This window comes from Streptococcus sp. 27098_8_148 (assembly GCF_041432105.1).
GTDB classification, from domain to species: Bacteria; Bacillota; Bacilli; order Lactobacillales; family Streptococcaceae; genus Streptococcus; species Streptococcus parasanguinis_AE.
The window spans coordinates 1-18,118 of sequence record NZ_JAPVYY010000002.1; the positions used below are offsets into that span (position 1 = coordinate 1).

The 18,118-nt window shown below is 42.7% G+C and carries 18 protein-coding genes; 17 read left to right on the top strand and 1 reads right to left on the bottom strand.

Annotated elements, in window-relative coordinates:
• Positions 1 to 155 precede the first annotated feature (155 nt).
• From O3646_RS01360 to proC, 17 genes are all read left to right on the top strand, one after another.
• A complete protein-coding gene (locus tag O3646_RS01360) occupies positions 156 to 632 on the top strand; it encodes a PTS sugar transporter subunit IIA (protein ID WP_023918370.1) in 477 nt (158 codons plus the stop codon).
• Positions 633 to 667: 35 nt separating this feature from the next.
• Positions 668 to 973, top strand: coding sequence for a PTS sugar transporter subunit IIB (locus O3646_RS01365; protein WP_003002828.1), 306 nt, complete (start codon positions 668 to 670; stop codon positions 971 to 973).
• A 94-nt stretch (positions 974 to 1,067) separates the two neighbouring features.
• The gene (locus O3646_RS01370) at positions 1,068 to 2,543 is read left to right on the top strand and encodes a PTS transporter subunit IIC (RefSeq protein ID WP_049474601.1); all 1,476 of its coding nucleotides are present in this window, start codon (positions 1,068 to 1,070) and stop codon (positions 2,541 to 2,543) included.
• Positions 2,544 to 2,745: 202 nt separating this feature from the next.
• Positions 2,746 to 3,171, top strand: coding sequence for a galactose-6-phosphate isomerase subunit LacA (gene lacA / locus O3646_RS01375; RefSeq protein WP_371610417.1), 426 nt, complete (start codon positions 2,746 to 2,748; stop codon positions 3,169 to 3,171).
• A gap of 16 nt (positions 3,172 to 3,187) precedes the next feature.
• Complete coding sequence (gene lacB / locus O3646_RS01380) at positions 3,188 to 3,703, top strand: galactose-6-phosphate isomerase subunit LacB (protein WP_003002763.1); 516 nt, start codon at positions 3,188 to 3,190, stop codon at positions 3,701 to 3,703.
• Between the two features lie 10 nt (positions 3,704 to 3,713).
• Positions 3,714 to 4,643 carry a tagatose-6-phosphate kinase gene (locus O3646_RS01385; RefSeq protein ID WP_023918367.1) on the top strand — a complete coding sequence of 310 codons (930 nt, stop codon included), beginning with the start codon at positions 3,714 to 3,716 and terminating at the stop codon, positions 4,641 to 4,643.
• A gap of 1 nt (position 4,644) precedes the next feature.
• The gene (lacD, locus tag O3646_RS01390; RefSeq protein ID WP_155124826.1) at positions 4,645 to 5,625 is read left to right on the top strand and encodes a tagatose-bisphosphate aldolase; all 981 of its coding nucleotides are present in this window, start codon (positions 4,645 to 4,647) and stop codon (positions 5,623 to 5,625) included.
• A gap of 450 nt (positions 5,626 to 6,075) precedes the next feature.
• Complete coding sequence (locus O3646_RS01395; RefSeq protein ID WP_049472541.1) at positions 6,076 to 6,909, top strand: PRD domain-containing protein; 834 nt, start codon at positions 6,076 to 6,078, stop codon at positions 6,907 to 6,909.
• Between the two features lie 34 nt (positions 6,910 to 6,943).
• On the top strand, positions 6,944 to 7,261 hold the full coding sequence (locus O3646_RS01400; RefSeq protein ID WP_003007713.1) for a PTS lactose/cellobiose transporter subunit IIA: 318 nt from the start codon (positions 6,944 to 6,946) through the stop codon (positions 7,259 to 7,261).
• On the top strand, positions 7,261 to 8,958 hold the full coding sequence (locus O3646_RS01405) for a lactose-specific PTS transporter subunit EIIC (protein ID WP_023918364.1): 1,698 nt from the start codon (positions 7,261 to 7,263) through the stop codon (positions 8,956 to 8,958). The genes O3646_RS01400 and O3646_RS01405 overlap by 1 nt, the downstream gene beginning before the upstream one ends.
• Before the next feature lie 87 nt (positions 8,959 to 9,045).
• The gene (gene lacG / locus O3646_RS01410; protein ID WP_272144204.1) at positions 9,046 to 10,452 is read left to right on the top strand and encodes a 6-phospho-beta-galactosidase; all 1,407 of its coding nucleotides are present in this window, start codon (positions 9,046 to 9,048) and stop codon (positions 10,450 to 10,452) included.
• Positions 10,453 to 10,731: 279 nt separating this feature from the next.
• On the top strand, positions 10,732 to 11,634 hold the full coding sequence (locus O3646_RS01415) for a LysR family transcriptional regulator (RefSeq protein ID WP_003001728.1): 903 nt from the start codon (positions 10,732 to 10,734) through the stop codon (positions 11,632 to 11,634).
• Positions 11,635 to 11,637: 3 nt separating this feature from the next.
• The gene (gene lspA / locus O3646_RS01420) at positions 11,638 to 12,099 is read left to right on the top strand and encodes a signal peptidase II (protein WP_003001852.1); all 462 of its coding nucleotides are present in this window, start codon (positions 11,638 to 11,640) and stop codon (positions 12,097 to 12,099) included.
• Positions 12,089 to 12,979, top strand: coding sequence for an RluA family pseudouridine synthase (locus O3646_RS01425; protein WP_195326810.1), 891 nt, complete (start codon positions 12,089 to 12,091; stop codon positions 12,977 to 12,979). The genes lspA and O3646_RS01425 overlap by 11 nt, the downstream gene beginning before the upstream one ends.
• A 73-nt stretch (positions 12,980 to 13,052) precedes the next feature.
• Positions 13,053 to 14,162, top strand: coding sequence for a glutamate 5-kinase (gene proB, locus O3646_RS01430; protein WP_155169619.1), 1,110 nt, complete (start codon positions 13,053 to 13,055; stop codon positions 14,160 to 14,162).
• 10 nt (positions 14,163 to 14,172) lie between these two features.
• Entirely contained in the window at positions 14,173 to 15,420 is a 1,248-nt protein-coding gene (locus tag O3646_RS01435; RefSeq protein ID WP_371610418.1) for a glutamate-5-semialdehyde dehydrogenase, read from the top strand.
• 3 nt (positions 15,421 to 15,423) lie between these two features.
• Positions 15,424 to 16,239, top strand: a complete 816-nt coding sequence (gene proC / locus O3646_RS01440; protein ID WP_368397521.1) for a pyrroline-5-carboxylate reductase — start codon at positions 15,424 to 15,426, stop codon at positions 16,237 to 16,239.
• Between the two features lie 294 nt (positions 16,240 to 16,533).
• Here proC and O3646_RS01445 read toward each other — a convergent pair whose 3' ends face one another.
• Complete coding sequence (locus tag O3646_RS01445; protein WP_320909981.1) at positions 16,534 to 18,057, bottom strand: ATP-binding cassette domain-containing protein; 1,524 nt, start codon at positions 18,055 to 18,057, stop codon at positions 16,534 to 16,536.
• Between the last annotated feature and the right edge of the window lie 61 nt (positions 18,058 to 18,118).

The following is an 18,118-nucleotide window of genomic DNA, read 5'->3' on the forward strand; positions in this document are numbered from 1 at the left end:
TGATTTAATGATGTTGGAAAATGACGGATAGAAAGCGCTTTAGAGCGATATACAAACAAAATTAAACAAATTTAGACAAAAAATGATTGACACTCAATCAATATAGTGATATACTGAAGCTATAAAATAAATAGTTAGATAAGGAGGTGGCAACAATGGGATTAAATCAACTCTTTAACAAAGATCTTGTATTTTGCCTACATGCCAAGGATCAAACAGATCTCTTTGAGCAGGTAGCAAGCTTATTGGAAGAGCGACAGATTGTGACACCAACCTATCGTTCCGCTTTGATTGAGCGTGAAAAGTCTTTCCCGACTGGATTAGACATGGAATTTCTTGGTAAGGACTTACCAAATGTGGCGATCCCGCACACAGACATTGTCCATAATCTCACTGAGAATGTGGTTGTGGTTCGTTTGGATCAACCGGTAACTTTCCATAATATGATTGCTCCAGATAAGGAAGTTCAAGTTTCACTCTTATTCTTTATTATCAATAATACGAGCTCAAGCCAAACGAATATTTTGGCCCAGCTGATGGATTTCTTTACTTCCAATGGAAATCTCGAAGCTCTATCAAAATTAGATAGTGAAGATAAGCTTTATCAATACATAACGGAAACTATTTCCTAAAACATTCGTAAATATTTATAATGGAGGACATCCAAATGATTAAAATTTTAGCTGCCTGTGGGGCAGGCGTTAACTCTAGCCACCAAATTAAGAATGCGTTGGAAGAAGAGTTGTCAAACCGTGGTTATGATGTGCGTTGTGACGCTGTCATGGTCAAAGATGTCAATGAAGATTTGATTTCAGGTTATGATATCTTTACTCCAATTGCTGCAACTGATTTGGGATTTGATCCTGGTATTCCAGTGGTAGAAGCAGGACCAATTTTATTCCGTATTCCAGCGATGAGTGCGCCAGTCTTTGATAACATCGAAGCTGCCATTAAAGAACATGGATTAAGTTAATATTTTTTTAAAACAGTTTGTAAGCGTTATCCAATGATAAAATTGGGAACGATTAAAGCCTAATATAACAAATTATAAATCGGGAGGATTTATTATGAATGGCATTATTGATTTTGCCAATAAGTTTTTCAAACCCATCCTAGACATGGGTGCTCCGATCATCATGTTGATCGTCTTGACTTTATTGGCTCTCTTGTTTGGAGTGAAATTCTCTAAAGCCCTTGAAGGTGGTATTAAACTTGCCATCGCCCTTACTGGTATCGGTGCTATCATCGGTATGTTGAATGGAGCTTTCTCAGCGTCTCTTGCAAAATTCGTTGAGAACACAGGTATTCAATTGAATATCACTGACGTTGGTTGGGCACCTCTTGCGACCATCACTTGGGGGTCTGCCTGGACACTTTACTTCTTGTTGATTATGTTGATCGTCAACGTTATCATGCTTGCGATCAAGAAGACTGATACACTTGACGTCGATATCTTCGATATCTGGCACTTGTCTATCACTGGTCTTTTGATCAAATGGTATGCTGACAACAACGGTGTCAGCCAAGGTTTATCACTCTTCTTGGCAACTCTTGCAGTTGTCCTTGTAGGGATTATGAAAATCATCAACTCAGACTTGATGAAACCAACATTTGATGATTTGTTGAATGCTCCAAGTTCATCACCTATGACTTCAACTCACATGAACTACATGATGAACCCAATCATCATGGTCTTGGATAAAATCTTTGACAAATTCTTCCCTGGTCTTGATAAATACGACTTCGACGCTGCTAAATTGAACAAGAAGATCGGTTTCTGGGGATCTAAATTCTTTATCGGTTTCCTTCTTGGTATCGTCATCGGTATCATGGGTACTCCACATCCAGTAGCTGGTGTCCCAGATGCTGCTAAATGGGAATTGGTTATTAAAGGTTGGTTGAGCCTTGGTTTGACTGCCGGTGTCTGCTTGGAATTGTTCTCATTGATCGGTTCTTGGTTCATCGCAGCGGTAGAACCATTGTCACAAGGTATTACAAACGTTGCTACTAAACGTCTTCAAGGACGTAAATTCAACATCGGTTTGGACTGGCCATTTATCGCTGGTCGTGCTGAAATCTGGGCTTGTGCGAACGTACTTGCACCAATCATGTTGATCGAAGCTGTGCTTCTTTCTAAAGTCGGAAATGGTATCTTGCCACTTGCAGGTATCATCGCTATGGGTGTGACTCCAGCCTTGTTGGTTGTAACACGCGGTAAATTGATCCGTATGATCATCTTCGGAAGCCTTCTCTTGCCACTCTTCCTTCTTTCAGGTACATTGATTGCACCATTTGCAACTCAATTGGCTAAGAGTGTTGATGCCTTCCCTAAAGGGGTAGCTTCTACTCAATTGATCACTCACTCAACTCTTGAAGGACCAGTTGAAAAATTGCTCGGTTGGACAATCGGTAACGCTACAACTGGAGATATCAAAGCTATCCTTGGTGTAGTTGTCTTCTTGGCATTCTATATCGGAATCTTCGCTTGGTACAGAAAACAAATGATCAAACGTAACGAAGAATATGCTGCAAATGCAAAATAATCGTCATATGTAGTTTGAAAATTGACACCATATCTTTTGTGGATATGGTGTTTTTATTTTAAAAAAATGTTCGAAAATAAACAATTTAATGTTGACTTTCGTTCAAAATAGGTGTAATATAATATCAAAAGTAAGAAAATGTTCCTTTGTGAAAAATTAACAACAGGGATATTTGCTGAAACGAACAAAAGGAGGACAGGACATGTCTATTGTAATTGGTGCAGATGCTGCAGGATTAAGATTAAAAGATCTCGTGAAAGAGTTTCTTGTAAAAGAAAACTTCGATGTTGTGGATGTAACTGCTGAAGGTCAAGATTTTGTAGATGTGACACTTGCAGTTGCAAGCGAAGTGAACAAAAGCGATCAAAATCTTGGAATCGTGATTGATGCTTACGGTGCTGGTCCATTTATGGTTGCAACTAAAATCAAAGGAATGGTAGCAGCAGAAGTTTCAGATGAACGTTCTGCTTATATGACACGTGGCCACAACAATTCTCGTATGATTACCATGGGTGCTGAAATTGTTGGGGATGAATTGGCCAAGAACATTGCCAAAGGCTTCGTCAATGGTAAATACGACGGTGGCCGTCACCAAATCCGTGTCGATATGTTGAATAAGATGTGCTAATGAGAGGAGAATTCAAATGAGAATTGCAATTGGTTGTGATCACATTGTGACAAATGAAAAAATGGCTGTTTCTGATTTCTTGAAATCAAAAGGATATGAAGTACTCGACTTTGGGACTTATGACCATACACGTACCCACTATCCAATCTTTGGTAAGAAAGTCGGTGAAGCCGTAGCAAGTGGCCAAGCAGATCTTGGTGTTTGTATCTGTGGTACTGGTGTTGGGATTAACAATGCTGTTAACAAAGTACCTGGTATCCGTTCTGCCTTAGTACGCGATATGACAACTGCTCTTTATGCAAAAGAAGAATTGAACGCGAATGTCATCGGGTTTGGTGGTAAAATTACTGGTGAATTGCTCATGTGCGATATCATTGAAGCATTCATCCACGCTGAATACAAACCAACTGAAGAAAATAAAAAATTGATCGCTAAGATCCAACATGTGGAAACCCATAATGCTCATCAAGCGGATGCTGATTTCTTTACAGAATTCCTTGAAAAATGGGACCGTGGTGAATACCACGACTAAGAGGTGACGTATGATATTAACGGTCACGATGAACCCTTCGATTGATATTTCTTATCCTTTGGATGTACTCCAGTTGGATACAGTCAATCGTGTAGCTGAGGTGAGTAAGACAGCTGGTGGAAAAGGTCTCAATGTTACTCGTGTACTTTCTGAGATAAAGGATCCAGTGGCAACGACTGGCCTACTTGGTGGTCGGACGGGGCAATTCATTCTCGATCATTTAGGAGAAGGGATAGAGGAACGTTTCTTTGAAATTGCTGGAGATACACGTAATTGTATCGCCATCCTTCACGAAGGCAAGCAAACAGAAATCTTAGAAAAAGGTCCAACCATTTCTGAGAAAGAAGGCCAAGACTTTCTCGACCATTATCGTCACTTGGTTGAACAAGTAGAGGTTGTTGCCATCTCTGGAAGTCTTCCTGCTGGTTTACCAGTGGACTACTATGCTATCCTTGTCAAGATTGCAAGGGAAGCTGGGAAACCAGTCGTACTTGATTGCTCGGGAGCTTCTTTAGAAGCTGCCATTCAAGCAGCTGTCAAGCCTACGGTCATTAAACCAAACAATGAAGAATTATCACAGTTGTTAGGAAAAGAAGTGAGTAAGAATGTGGAAGATTTAAAAGAAGTTCTTCAGGATTCTCTCTTTGATGGCATCGAATGGGTGATTGTCTCCCTTGGTGCAAATGGCGCTTTCGCTAAGCATGGGGATGTCTTCTATAAGGTAGATATTCCTAAGATCGATGTCGTCAATCCAGTCGGATCTGGTGATTCGACTGTTGCAGGGATTGCATCTGGTCTCTATCATCATGAGAGTGACGCAGACTTGCTCAAGAAAGCAAATGTTCTTGGAATGTTAAATGCGCAAGAAGCACAAACAGGACATGTCAACATGGGGCACTATGATGCCTTGTATCAACAATTAATCGTAAAAGAGGTATAAAATGGTATTAACAGAACAAAAACGCAACTATTTGGAACGTCTCAGCACAAAAGACGGTGTCATTTCAGCTTTGGCCTTCGACCAACGTGGAGCTTTGAAACGCTTGATGGCCAAATATCAAGACACAGAACCAACAGTAGCACAAATGGAAGAATTAAAAGTCCTTGTAGCTGATGAATTGACAAAATATGCTTCATCTATGTTATTGGACCCAGAATATGGTCTACCTGCTACAAAAGCCTTGGACAAAGATGCAGGACTCTTGCTCGCATACGAAAAGACAGGCTACGATACGTCTAGCACCAAACGCTTGCCTGACTGCTTGAACCTTTGGTCAGCAAAACGCATCAAAGAACAAGGCGCAGATGCTGTGAAATTCTTGCTCTACTATGATGTAGACAGTGCAGATGAACTCAACCAAGAAAAACAAGCTTATATCGAACGCATCGGTTCTGAATGCGCTGCTGAAGATATTCCATTCTTCCTTGAAATCTTGGCTTATGATGAAGGAATTGCAGATGCAACCTCTGCTGAATATGCGAAAGTGAAACCTCGTAAGGTGATTGAGGCTATGAAAGTCTTTTCAGATCCTCGTTTCAATATCGATGTCTTGAAAGTGGAAGTTCCAGTTAATGTGAACTTCGTGGAAGGATTTGGAGAAGGAGAAGTTGTCTATAGTCGTGAAGAAGCAGCTGCTTTCTTCAAAGAACAAGAAGAAGCAACCAACCTTCCATACATCTACCTCAGTGCAGGTGTATCTGCAAAACTCTTCCAAGAAACCTTGGAATTTGCTCATGCATCTGGTGCAAACTTCAACGGCGTTCTTTGTGGACGTGCGACATGGGCAGGTTCAGTAGAAGCTTACATCAAAGATGGAGAAGCAGCTGCTCGTGAATGGCTTCGTACAGAAGGGCGTCAAAATATTGAAGAATTGAACGCAGTCTTGGATAAAGTAGCAACACCTTGGACAGAACGCGTATAAGATTCAATGATGATTGCCTCCTAAAGCAACAGTTAGAGAGTGGGACAGTAATCGGTCATTCGGTAGAATTCGATTTCGTCGTCCCACCTCCGCACAGTTGAGTAGGGCTGTAAAAGCTGATGAAATCAGCGTAGTAGAGCCCACTCAACCACTGCGTCTTGCTCGACAATCCAAAGATGATTGAGAGGCTAGGACTTTTATCCCAGCCTCTTCATTATTTCAAGGTCTTGTTTATTTTTTATAAAAAAATGTTTAAAAATTTTCGCTGTAAGGGTTTACAAAACAAAAAGTTTATGATAGAATAAGTTTATAAGTTGAATAGCAGTGAGCGTTACTAAGTTAGATTAGGCGTGACCACAAGTAGACTGAACAATTAGTGTATGCTAGTTTTTTCAGTTGCTTCGTGGTCATTTTTATTTGCTTTTAACAAATTTTACAAAGGAGAGCCTCATGTATCGTATTATCCATCCAATGAACAATAATGTTGCTTTGGTTCAAAATGAACTACAACAAGAGTTGATTGTTATTGGGAGTGGGATTGCATTTGGGAAAAAGAAAAATGATCTAGTAGCTGATGATAAGGTCGAAAAAGTATTTCGTTTAAACACGGATGAGTCAAGAGAAAACTTTATGGCCCTTCTAAAGAATGTTCCTCTTGATTTCATTACAACCACTTATGAAGTGATTGATACCTTGTCTAAGAAATATGCCTATCCTGTTCAAGAATATATCTATGTGACATTAACAGATCACATCTTTTGTTCTTACCAGGCAGTTCAACAGGGAAGATATAAATACAGTGACCTTCCTGATGTGTCTGCTATGCATCCGATTCCCTATAAAATCGCAAAAGAAGCGATTGAGATCTTTCGAAAGCGGCTCTTGGATCAATTTCCTGACGATGAAGTGAATCGCATCGCTTATCATTTCATTAATGCACAAGGGCAAATGATTCATGAGCAAGATCCAGATGTTCAGGACCGACAAGTTATTTTGAAAGCTGTAGAAGAAAAACTAGCTCAAAATGGATTGAAACGGAAAGAAGAAAACAGTCATTTCTATGATCGCTTTATGATCCATCTCAATTATTTCCTAGATTCGCTAGATAAGGGAAGAGAAGATCCAGAAGGTTTGAGCGAGATGGAACAACTGATTCAGCTAAGTTATCCAAAGGCTTATGAGATTAGTCATCAAATCTACCAAACCATCGCTGAACAGACAGGAGCCAAGATATCTCCTAATGAAAAAGTCTATTTAGCCCTTCATATTCAACGTCTATTATAAAAATTTTCAAAAGGTATCATAAGGAGGAACCAACATGAATAAAGAAGAAGTCCAATTACTTGGGTTTGAAATTGTCGCTTATGCCGGTGACGCTCGATCAAAATTAGTGGAAGCCTTAAAAGCTGCTGAAAATGGTGATTTTGCTAAAGCAGAATCCTTAGTAGAAGAAGCGGGGTCTTGTATCGCTGAGGCTCACAAATCTCAAACGACCATGCTAGCGCATGAAGCAGCAGGAGAAGAAATCCCCTATAGCATTACCATGATGCATGGTCAAGACCATCTCATGACAACAATCCTATTAAAAGACGTGATTCACCATCTGATTGAACTATATAAAAGAGGAGCGAAATAATGAATAAACTGATTGAACTGATTGAAAAAGGGAAACCTTTCTTTGAAAAGATTTCTCGAAACAAATATTTGCGAGCGATTCGGGATGGCTTTATTGCAGGGATGCCTGTTATCCTTTTCTCATCTATCTTCATCCTAATTGCGTATGTACCAAACGCTTGGGGATTCCATTGGTCTAAAGATATTGAAACTTTCTTGATGACTCCATATAGCTATTCTATGGGCATCTTGGCCTTCTTCGTTGGTGGTACAACGGCTAAGGCTTTGACTGATTCAATGAACCGCGACCTTCCAGCAACTAACCAAATCAACTTCATTTCTACAATGTTGGCTTCTATGGTTGGCTTCTTGCTCATGGCTGCCGAACCTGCTAAAGAAGGTGGATTCTTAACAGCCTTCATGGGTACAAAAGGTCTGTTGACAGCCTTCATTGCAGCCTTTGTTACCGTTAATGTTTATAAGGTCTGTGTGAAAAATAATGTGACGATTCGCATGCCAGACGAGGTTCCACCAAATATTTCACAAGTATTTAAAGACCTGATTCCATTTACATTGTCAGTTGTACTCTTGTATGCACTTGAATTAGTTGTGAAAGCAAGCCTTCATGTAACGGTTGCTGAATCAATCGGTACCCTTCTTGCTCCACTATTCTCAGCAGCAGACGGTTATGTTGGTATTACGATTATTTTCGGTGCCTTTGCATTCTTCTGGTTTATTGGTATTCACGGCCCATCTATCGTTGAGCCTGCGATTGCAGCGATCACTTATGCAAATGCCGAAGTCAACTTGAACCTCCTTCAACAAGGTATGCACGCTGATAAGATCCTTACATCTGGTACACAAATGTTCATCGTCACTATGGGTGGTACTGGTGCAACTCTTGTTGTTCCGTTCATGTTTATGTGGTTATGTAAATCGAAACGAAATCGTGCTATTGGACGCGCTTCAGTAGTTCCTACATTCTTTGGTGTAAACGAACCAATCTTGTTTGGTGCACCACTTGTTTTGAACCCAATCTTCTTTATCCCATTCATCTTTGCACCAATTGCAAACGTATGGATCTTTAAGTTCTTTATTGAAACACTTGGCATGAACTCATTTACTGCCAACCTTCCATGGACTACACCAGGACCTCTTGGTATTGTTCTTGGTACAAACTTCCAGTTCTTATCATTCGCTCTTGCAGCATTGTTAATTGTAGTAGATATTGTTATCTACTATCCATTCCTCAAGGTTTATGATGAACAAATTCTTGAAGAAGAACGTTCAGGTAAAACTAATGATGAATTAAAAGAAAAGGTAGCTGCAAACTTTAACACTGCAAAAGCAGATGCTATTCTTGAAAAAGCTGGAGTAGATTCAGCACAAAATACAATTACTGAAGAAACAAACGTCCTCGTTCTTTGTGCTGGTGGAGGAACAAGTGGTCTTCTTGCCAATGCTTTGAATAAAGCCGCAGAAGAGTATAAAGTTCCAGTTAAAGCTGCAGCAGGTGGCTATGGAGCCCACCGTGAAATGTTGCCAGAATTTGACCTTGTTATCTTGGCGCCTCAGGTTGCTTCCAACTTCGAAGATATGAAGGCTGAAACAGATAAACTAGGCATCAAATTGGCGAAGACAGAAGGTGCTCAGTACATCAAGTTAACCCGTGATGGAAAAGGTGCTCTAGCCTTTGTTCAAGCTCAATTTGAAGAATAAGAACTAAAAAGTGAGATGGAGATGGATGGCTCACTAACTCCTCTCCCCTCGCTTTTCATTTTATCCAATCAAGAAATAGGTGAAAATATGACAAAAACACTTCCTAAAGATTTTATTTTTGGTGGCGCAACTGCAGCTTATCAGGCAGAAGGTGCGACTCATACAGACGGTAAAGGACCTGTTGCATGGGATAAATATTTAGCAGACAACTATTGGTATACTGCTGAACCAGCGAGTGATTTCTACCATAAATATCCAGTAGACTTACAGTTGGCGGAAGAATATGGCGTAAACGGAATTCGTATTTCTATTGCTTGGTCACGTATTTTCCCAACTGGCTATGGTGAAGTCAATCCAAAAGGGGTAGAATTCTATCATAAGTTATTTGCAGAATGCCATAAACGTCATGTAGAACCATTCGTAACTCTTCACCACTTTGATACTCCTGAAGCTCTTCACTCAAATGGAGACTTCTTGAATCGTGAAAATATCGAACACTTTGTAGATTATGCTGCTTTCTGTTTTGAAGAATTCCCAGAAGTCAACTACTGGACAACCTTCAATGAAATTGGCCCAATCGGTGATGGTCAATACTTGGTTGGTAAATTCCCACCAGGTATTCAATATGACCTTGCCAAAGTCTTCCAATCTCACCACAATATGATGGTTTCTCATGCACGTGCTGTGAAATTGTACAAAGACAAAGGTTATAAAGGTGAAATCGGGGTTGTTCACGCACTTCCAACTAAGTATCCATTGGATCCTAAAAATCCTGCAGACGTACGTGCTGCTGAGTTGGAAGATATCATCCACAACAAGTTTATCTTGGATGCGACTTACCTCGGACACTATTCAGATGCAACCATGGAAGGGGTAAACCACATTCTTTCAGTTAATGGTGGTAGTCTGGATCTTCGGGACGAAGACTTTGCATCACTTGAAGCAGCTAAAGATTTGAACGACTTCCTTGGAATTAACTACTACATGAGTGATTGGATGGAAGCCTTTGATGGCGAAACAGAAATCATTCATAATGGTAAAGGGGAAAAAGGAAGCTCTAAATACCAAATCAAAGGTGTTGGACGTCGTGTAGCTCCTGACTATGTACCTCGTACTGACTGGGACTGGATCATCTACCCTCAAGGTTTGTATGATCAAATCATGCGTGTCAAGAAAGATTATCCAAATTACAAGAAGATCTACATCACTGAAAACGGACTTGGATACAAAGATGAGTTTGTGGACAATACGGTTTATGACGATGGCCGGATTGATTATGTGAAACAACACTTGGAAGTCTTGTCGGATGCGATTGCAGATGGTGCTAATGTCAAAGGTTACTTCATCTGGTCTCTCATGGACGTCTTCTCTTGGTCTAATGGTTACGAAAAACGCTATGGTCTCTTCTATGTAGACTTTGAAACCCAAGAGCGCTATCCGAAGAAATCGGCTCATTGGTACAAGAAAGTAGCCGAAAGCCAAGTGATTGAATAAGTATAAGAGGCTGGGACAAAAGTCCTAGCCTCTCAATTATTTTTGGATTGTAGAGCAAGACGCAGTGGTTGAGTGGGCTCTACTACGCTGATTTCATCAGCTTTTACAGCCCTACTCAACTGTGCGGAGGTGGGACGACGAAATCGAATTCTAACGAATTACCGATTTCTGTCCCACTCTCTTTTTTATTTTTACTAGAAGAGGGTCTCTTAAACGCCTCTCTTCTTTCAGCCCCTAATTTATGGTATAATAGATCGATACTGTAATAAGGAAAATAGAATGAATATACAACAATTACGATATGTAGTGGCGATTGCCAATAGTGGTACTTTTCGTGAGGCTGCTGAAAAAATGTATGTGAGTCAGCCTAGCTTGTCCATTTCCGTCAGAGATCTGGAAAAAGAACTAGGGTTTAAGATTTTTCGTCGGACCAGTTCTGGGACTTTTTTGACCCGTCGGGGAATGGAATTTTATGAAAAAGCGCAGGACGTTGTCAAAGGGTTTGATATTTTTCAAAATCAATACGCCAGTCCCGAAGAAGAGAAGAAAGAATTCTCCATTTCTAGTCAGCACTATGACTTCTTGCCACCTTTGATGACAGAATTCTCAATCCGCTATCCGGAAAATAAAAACTTCCGCATCTTTGAATCAACGACGGTTCAAATTTTGGACGAAGTAGCTCAAGGGCATAGTGAGTTGGGGATTATTTATCTCAACCGTCAAAATACCAAGGGAATTATGCAACGGGTCGATAAATTAGGGCTTGAAGTGGTAGATTTGATTCCTTTTCAGACTCATATTTACCTTCGCAAAGGACACCCTTTGGCTAAGAAGAAAAAACTGGTCATGGAAGATCTAGCTCAGTTGCCAACTGTTCGTTTTACCCAAGAAAAAGATGAGTACCTCTATTATTCAGAGAACTTTGTCGATACCAGCTCGAGCTCCCAAATGTTCAATGTGACCGACCGGGCTACCTTGAATGGAATCTTGGAACGGACAGATGCTTATGCGACGGGATCAGGCTTTTTGGATAGCCAGTCCGTGAATGGCATTACCGTGATTCCTTTGGAAGATAACCTGGACAATAAGATGGTCTATGTCAAACGAGAAGAGATGGATCTCTCTCCTGTAGCAGAGAAGTTTGTCGAGGTCATGGTAGAATATTTTGATCAAAAGAGGTAAGAAATGAAGAGAAAAACAATGGTCCCAGTAGCGATCGTCCTTTTGGTCCTACTGGATCAGCTGGTCAAATGGTATGTAGTGAAGAACATTCCACTGGGTGTCGTCAAGTCTTTTATCCCCCATGTGGTCAGTCTGACTTATCTTCAAAACACAGGGGCAGCTTTTTCGCTTCTTGAAAATCAGCAATGGTTCTTTACCCTCATCACTCTAGTCGTGATGGTAGGGGCCTTTTACTATCTCTATAAGCATCTCAAGGGGTCGCTTTGGATGGTGACAGGTTTGACCTTGGTTATTGCAGGTGGGTTGGGGAATTTTATCGATCGCCTGCGTCAGGGCTTTGTGGTCGATATGTTCCACCTGGACTTTATGAATTTTGCCATTTTTAATGTAGCAGATAGCTATTTGACAGTTGGAGTTTTCTTGCTCCTGATCCTGATGTTGAAAGAGGAAACGCATGGAAATTAAAATCGAAGTAGCCGGTGCGCGACTGGATAAGGCTTTGGCGGATTTGACTCCCTTGTCACGAACTGTGGCCAATGAGCAGATCAAAGAAGGAAAAGTTCTGGTCAATGGGGCTGTAAAAAAAGCCAAGTACACGGTCAAAGAAGGGGACATCATCCAGTATGAAGTCCCAGAAGTGGAAGAGGTCAGCTATGAAGCAGAAGATCTGCCCTTAGACATCGTCTATGAGGACCAAGATGTTGTGGTGGTCAATAAACCTCAAGGCATGGTTGTTCACCCAAGTGCGGGTCATACCAGTGGGACCTTGGTCAATGCGTTGTTATACCATGTCAAGGACCTTTCAGGGATCAATGGGGAATTGCGTCCAGGGATCGTTCATCGGATCGACAAAGACACCTCAGGCCTCCTGATGGTCGCAAAAAATGACCAAGCTCACGTCGCCTTAGCAGAGGAACTAAAAGACAAAAAATCACTACGGAAGTATTGGGCCATTGTTCATGGCAACCTTCCGAACGATCGGGGAATGATTGAAGCACCAATTGGTCGCAGTGAAAAGGACCGGAAAAAACAAGCGGTGACGGCTAAAGGAAAACCTGCAGTGACCCGTTTTCAAGTTTTGGAACGCTTTGGGAATTACACCTTGGTAGAGTTGCAACTGGAGACTGGTCGGACCCACCAAATTCGGGTGCACATGGCCTATATTGGCCATCCCGTGGCTGGAGATCCTGCTTATGGTCCTAAGAAGACACTTAAAGGACAAGGACAGTTTCTGCATGCACGGACACTTGGCTTTACCCATCCCCGTACAGGCGAGACCTTGGAATTTACAGCAGAAGTACCAGCGATCTTTGAGAAAACGCTGGAAGACCTTCGAAAAGGATAATGAAGATGGCTGAATGAAGATTCAGTCACTTTCATTACATACGAAATAAATAGTATTAGAAAGAATCATAGCGATGAAAGCAAAACGAATCGTCTTTAAAGTAGGGACCTCGTCTTTAACCAATCCAGACGGGAGTCTCTCCAGACAGAAGGTCAAGGTCATTACGCAGCAGTTGGCTCTCTTACACGAATCGGGCCATGAGTTGATCTTGGTCTCATCAGGGGCGGTTGCTGCTGGATTTGGTGCCCTTGGTTTTAAGAAACGGCCGACCAAGGTGGCAGACAAGCAAGCTTCTGCGGCAGTTGGGCAAGGCTTACTGATGGAAGAATATACAGCCAACCTGCTCTTACGCAACATTGTTTCTGCGCAGATTTTGTTGACCCAGGATGACTTTGCGGATCAGCGCCGTTATAAGAATGCCCACCAGGCCCTTTCTGTTCTGCTCAATCGTGGGGCCATTCCAATCATCAATGAAAACGATACGGTCTCGATTGCCGAGTTAAAAGTTGGTGACAATGATACCTTGAGTGCGCAGGTTGCAGCCATGGTTCAAGCGGATCTTTTGGTGCTTTTAACAGATGTAGATGGCCTCTATACAGCCAATCCTTCTCAGGATCCAACCGCTAAGCGCTTGGATCGAATCGAACACATTTCCCGTGAGATGATCGAGATGGCGGGTGGTGCTGGCAGTAGCAACGGAACTGGTGGAATGCTGACCAAACTCAAGGCAGCGACCCTTGCGACCGAGTCAGGGGTACCTGTCTATATTTGCTCGTCTCTCAAGTCTGATGCCTTGATTGAAGCAGCAGAAGAGCAAGCGGATGGCAGTTACTTCCTTGCAGAGGATAAGGGCTTAAAAACCCAGAAGCAATGGTTAGCCTTTTATGCAGAAAGCAAAGGTGCCGTTTGGGTGGATGCTGGAGCAGCGGAAGCCCTGTTGGATCATGGAAAGAGTCTATTGATTTCTGGTGTGACCAAGGCAGAAGGAGATTTTTCTTATCAAGACATCGTCAGCGTCTATCATCAAGAGTCAGGGCAATTACTAGGGAAAGGGAAAGTTCGTCTCGGCCAGTCGGCTGTGCGCGATATGCTCCAATCTAAAAAAGCCAAGGGAATCCTCATCCACCGTGATGATTGGATCTCGGTAACTCCTGAGATTGACTTACTCTTTACAGAATTCTAAAGGAAAATGTATGGAAACAACACAAGAACAATTAGCCTTAGCGAGATCGGCTAAGAAAAGCATCAATACGGCCAGTACAGCTCTTAAAAATCAGGCCTTAGAAGCAATGGCCAGCCAGCTTCTGAAAGCGACGGAAGCCATTTTAGCAGCCAATCAAATCGATATGGAAGCGGCACGCGGGAAGATCTCTGAAGTCATGCTCGATCGCCTCTTTCTTGATCAAGAGCGGATTGCCGGTATGGCACAAGGAATTCGTGCTTTAATAGACTTGTCAGATCCAATTGGGGAAGTGCTGGATACGGAAGTCTTGGAAAATGGTCTTGAAATCCAGAAAGTTCGCGTTGCCATGGGTGTTATTGGCATCATTTATGAAAGCCGGCCAAATGTGACATCGGATGCTGCAGCGCTTGCCATCAAGAGTGGAAATGCAGTGGTTCTTCGTACTGGAAAGGATGCCTTTCATTCTGCCCAAGCGATCGTGACCGCACTCAAGGCTGGATTGGAAGAAGCCGGACTCAATCCAGACCTTCTTCAATTGATCCAAGATACGAGTCGGGCTTCTAGCCTTGCTATGATGAAGGCCAAGGGCTACCTGGACTTGCTTATTCCACGAGGTGGTGCTGGCTTGATCCAAGCAGTGGTTGAAAATGCCATTGTACCTGTGATTGAGACAGGAACTGGAATTGTTCATGTCTATGTGGGCAAGGAGGCTGATTTCCAGAAAGCCCTAGCGATTATCGAAAATGCCAAGACCAGTCGCCCCTCTGTCTGCAATGCTATGGAGGTCTTGTTGGTCGATCAAGCGATCGCGTCTGATTTCTTACCCTTGGTCAAAGAGCGCTTAGTGGATGAACGGGAAAGATCGGTTGAGTTGCGTCTAGATGAGGACGCACAGGCTATTATTTCGGGGACAGCAGCGCAGGAGCAGGATTTTGATACCGAATTTTTAGATTATATTTTAGCAGTCAAGGTTGTTGATGGAGTCGAGGAAGCGGTGGACCACATAGAAGCCCACAGCACCCATCATTCGGATGCCATTGTGACTGAAAATTCTGAGACAGCCGCTTATTTTACCAAGCAAGTAGATTCAGCAGCCGTTTATGTCAATGCGTCTACACGCTTTACAGATGGAGGTCAATTTGGCCTAGGGTGTGAGATGGGGATCTCGACTCAAAAACTCCATGCGCGTGGACCGATGGGACTGCGGGAGATGACTAGTTACAAGTATATCGTCAGTGGAAATGGTCAAGTGAGGTAAGTCATGAAAGTAGCATTTATCGGTCTTGGGAATATGGGAGCTAGTCTGGCCAAAGCGGTCGCAAAAGAAGTGGCTAGCACAGACCTGTTCTTGGTCAACCGTTCCCCTCAAAAGGTTGAAGAGTTTATCAGCCAGTATGGGGGAACGGCGTCTGATCTTGAACAAGTCTTTCAAGAGGCTGAAGTAATCTTTTTAGGGGTCAAACCTTATCAGATTTGTCCTCTCTTAGAAGAGTATCAAGGAATCTTGGCTCAACACTCTAATCTCCTGCTAGTGTCCATGGCCGCAGGCCTGGAATTAGAAAAGATGGCTGACGTGATCCAGAACGACCAGGTGGGTCTCGTTCGCATCATGCCCAATACGCCTGTGGCCATTGGTCAAGGTGTTATCAGTCTGGCCCGCTCCCAAGCAGTGACAGACCAGCAGGTAGCTAAAGTGAGCCAGCTCTTAGCAGGAGCAGGGGTTCTTTATGAAATTGAAGAAAAATTGATGGATCCTGCAACTGCTGTCGCAGGCTGTGGGCCAGCCTTTGTCTATCAGATGATTGAAGCTATGGCAGATGCAGGAGTAGGATTAGGACTTTCACGAGAGCAAGCCTTGCAGATGGCTGCACAGACCTTCCAAGGAGCCAGTCAAATGGTCCTAGAGACAGGCGAGCATCCAGCCCGCTTGCGAGATGCAGTTTGTAGCCCAGGTGGCTCTACTATTGCAGGAGTCAATCGCCTGGAACAAGTCGGCATACGGGGCGACATCATTGCTGGAGTGGAAGCAGCCTATAAACGTACCCAAGAAATGGGACAAGAGGCAGCGAAGGAATAGAAAAAGATTGGTTTTTACCAATCTTTCAAGTTGAAGATATAGTCCTCTTAGAAACTTTCCTTAGGTGAGAACGGACGTCAGCGAACTTCATAGAAGTTCCATGACTTAGTTTTGAATCTAAGGCTTCAAAACTCCCGAGTGCTTGAAACAATCCTGTTTCAAGCACTTTTCTCACGGCGGAAAGTTCCAATAGAGGATTGGATAACACTGACTAATATATTTTTATAGGATTTGTATAATAGAACATTTTTTCTACGTTCTCCAAGATTGGTTTTTTTGCCAATCTTTTTTACGTTAGAGCGACTCTATTTCTACCAAACCATTTTCGGTCAGACGATAGATTTTTTGGCAGACTTCTTTGAGGAAGGTCCGGTCGTGAGAGACCGTGACTAGTCCGCCTGCGTAGTCTGCGAAAAGGCGTCGAATTTCTGGTTGGGAAGTGGGGGAAAAATTGCGAGTAGGCTCGTCCAAGAGCAGAAACTGGGGACTTGTGAGCACTAGTTGAAGGAGATAGAGTTTTCCTTGCTGGCCACCAGAAAGTTCATAGATCGGATGGTGCATTTCAGAATAGGTAAAGTTGAGGGAGGCTAAATGCAATTGAATGGTGTTGATTTCTTCACGATCGCCTGAATGCTGTAAGAATTGAACGGGTGTCTGAGTCAGAGGGAGGCGTTCAGTGTAATCTTGAGGCATATAGGCAGTGCGGATACTTTCATTCTTCTGTAGACTTTTCCATATCATTTTTAGGAAAGTGGATTTCCCCACACCGTTGGAACCGATAATTCCTATCTTGTCCTGCCCTTGAAGAGTAAGGGAGAGGTCCTTGACCAGGACCCGATCACCAATTGTGAGCTCTTCCTGATCTAAGAGAAGGACTCGTTTTTTAGGAGACAAGGGAGTGAGGGGAGGGAAATGCAGATTGATGACTTCCTCATCATAGGGTTGGGAAGTCATGGATTGGAATTCCCGCTCGTAGCGCTTTTCTTGTGAGAGGAGGGACTTCATTTTCTTTGCTAGGAGACGTCCGGCAGTGCTATCCTTGGTGTTTCGTAAGGAAGTTTCGACTTGCTGACGGACGCGACGATGCTTCTCCATTGTTTTTCGGTAGGTTCGTTGATCATTGGCAGCTTGCTGAGTCTGTTGCTTGAATTGTTGCTCCCTCTGGCTACTGTAGTCTTGATAACCTAAGTGCTCTACAATGGTTTCAGCCTCCTTGCGGTGTTTGATCTGTCTTAGGTGGATGATCGTATCCGCCGTCTGCGTCAAAAAATCTTCATGATGGGAAATAAATAGGATGGTTTGGGGGCTTGTTTGAATCATCTGCTGGAGCCAGTCCAGGGTTTTCAAATCCAGATCATTTGAAGGTTCATCTAAAAATAGTAATTCATGAGGACGACAAAGTTCGTGAAGTAGTTGAACTTTGAGGGCTTCTCCTCCAGATAGACTTCCAATAGCTTGGTCGCTTGCAAAGCGGTCGCTATCAAAATGCAATTGATCAGCCAGTCTGTAGAGGGTGGCATAGTCTAGCTCGTCTTCTCCAAAAAAATATTCTTCCAATGTTTTTCCCTTCAATGCTTCTGGCAAAGACTGGGGAATATAGGCATAGGAGTGAAAGGAAGTGGTGATTTCGCCTTCTATTGTCAGATAATCTGGTAGGGATTTTGGGGACATGAGGACATGAAGCAAAGAAGATTTTCCATTTCCTTCTTCGCCAATAATGGCAACTTTTTCTCCTTCATGAATGGTTAAGGACAGATCGCGAACCAGATCGCGTAAATCTTTTGTATGGCGGATGGTGAGGTGGGATAGTTTTAGCATAAGATTCCTTTCTACTGGGACAAAAAACAGCTCTACCTATTTAGTAGAGCTGTATTCAAGT